This window comes from Hungatella sp. SL.1.14 (assembly GCF_024460495.1).
Classification (GTDB): domain Bacteria; phylum Bacillota; class Clostridia; order Lachnospirales; family Lachnospiraceae; genus Hungatella; species Hungatella hathewayi.
In genome coordinates this window covers 1-288 of sequence record NZ_JANFYJ010000520.1, presented here as the reverse complement: position 1 = coordinate 288, position 288 = coordinate 1, and the positions used below count along the sequence as shown (strand labels likewise).

General features: G+C 42.4%; 1 pseudogene. It reads right to left on the bottom strand.

Annotation, left to right across the window (positions count from 1 at the left end):
- Positions 1-288: pseudogene (locus NE473_RS32105) on the bottom strand (hypothetical protein); the annotation flags it as partial.

Sequence of the window (288 nt, the reverse complement as noted above, 5' to 3'; positions counted from 1 at the left end):
ATCTGGGCCAAGGGTATTTTTCTGATATTCAATGGTTTTGCGAATACATTCCCTGGCCGCCGCTTCACTCTCTGTCACTCGCCATTGCATACACAGTGCTGCTTCCGACCGCGACCATACATTTTTGTACATCGTTTCCCAGTCTTCAAATTTAGCTTTCTCAAGTATGAGATCTTTTGTTTCTTCTGAAAATTCTCTTGGCTTTATAATCATCGTTTCGTTGTGTGTCGCTTCTTTCTGCTTGCTACTGCAAACAGTTAGAAGCACTGCGAATAACACAAAGATGAG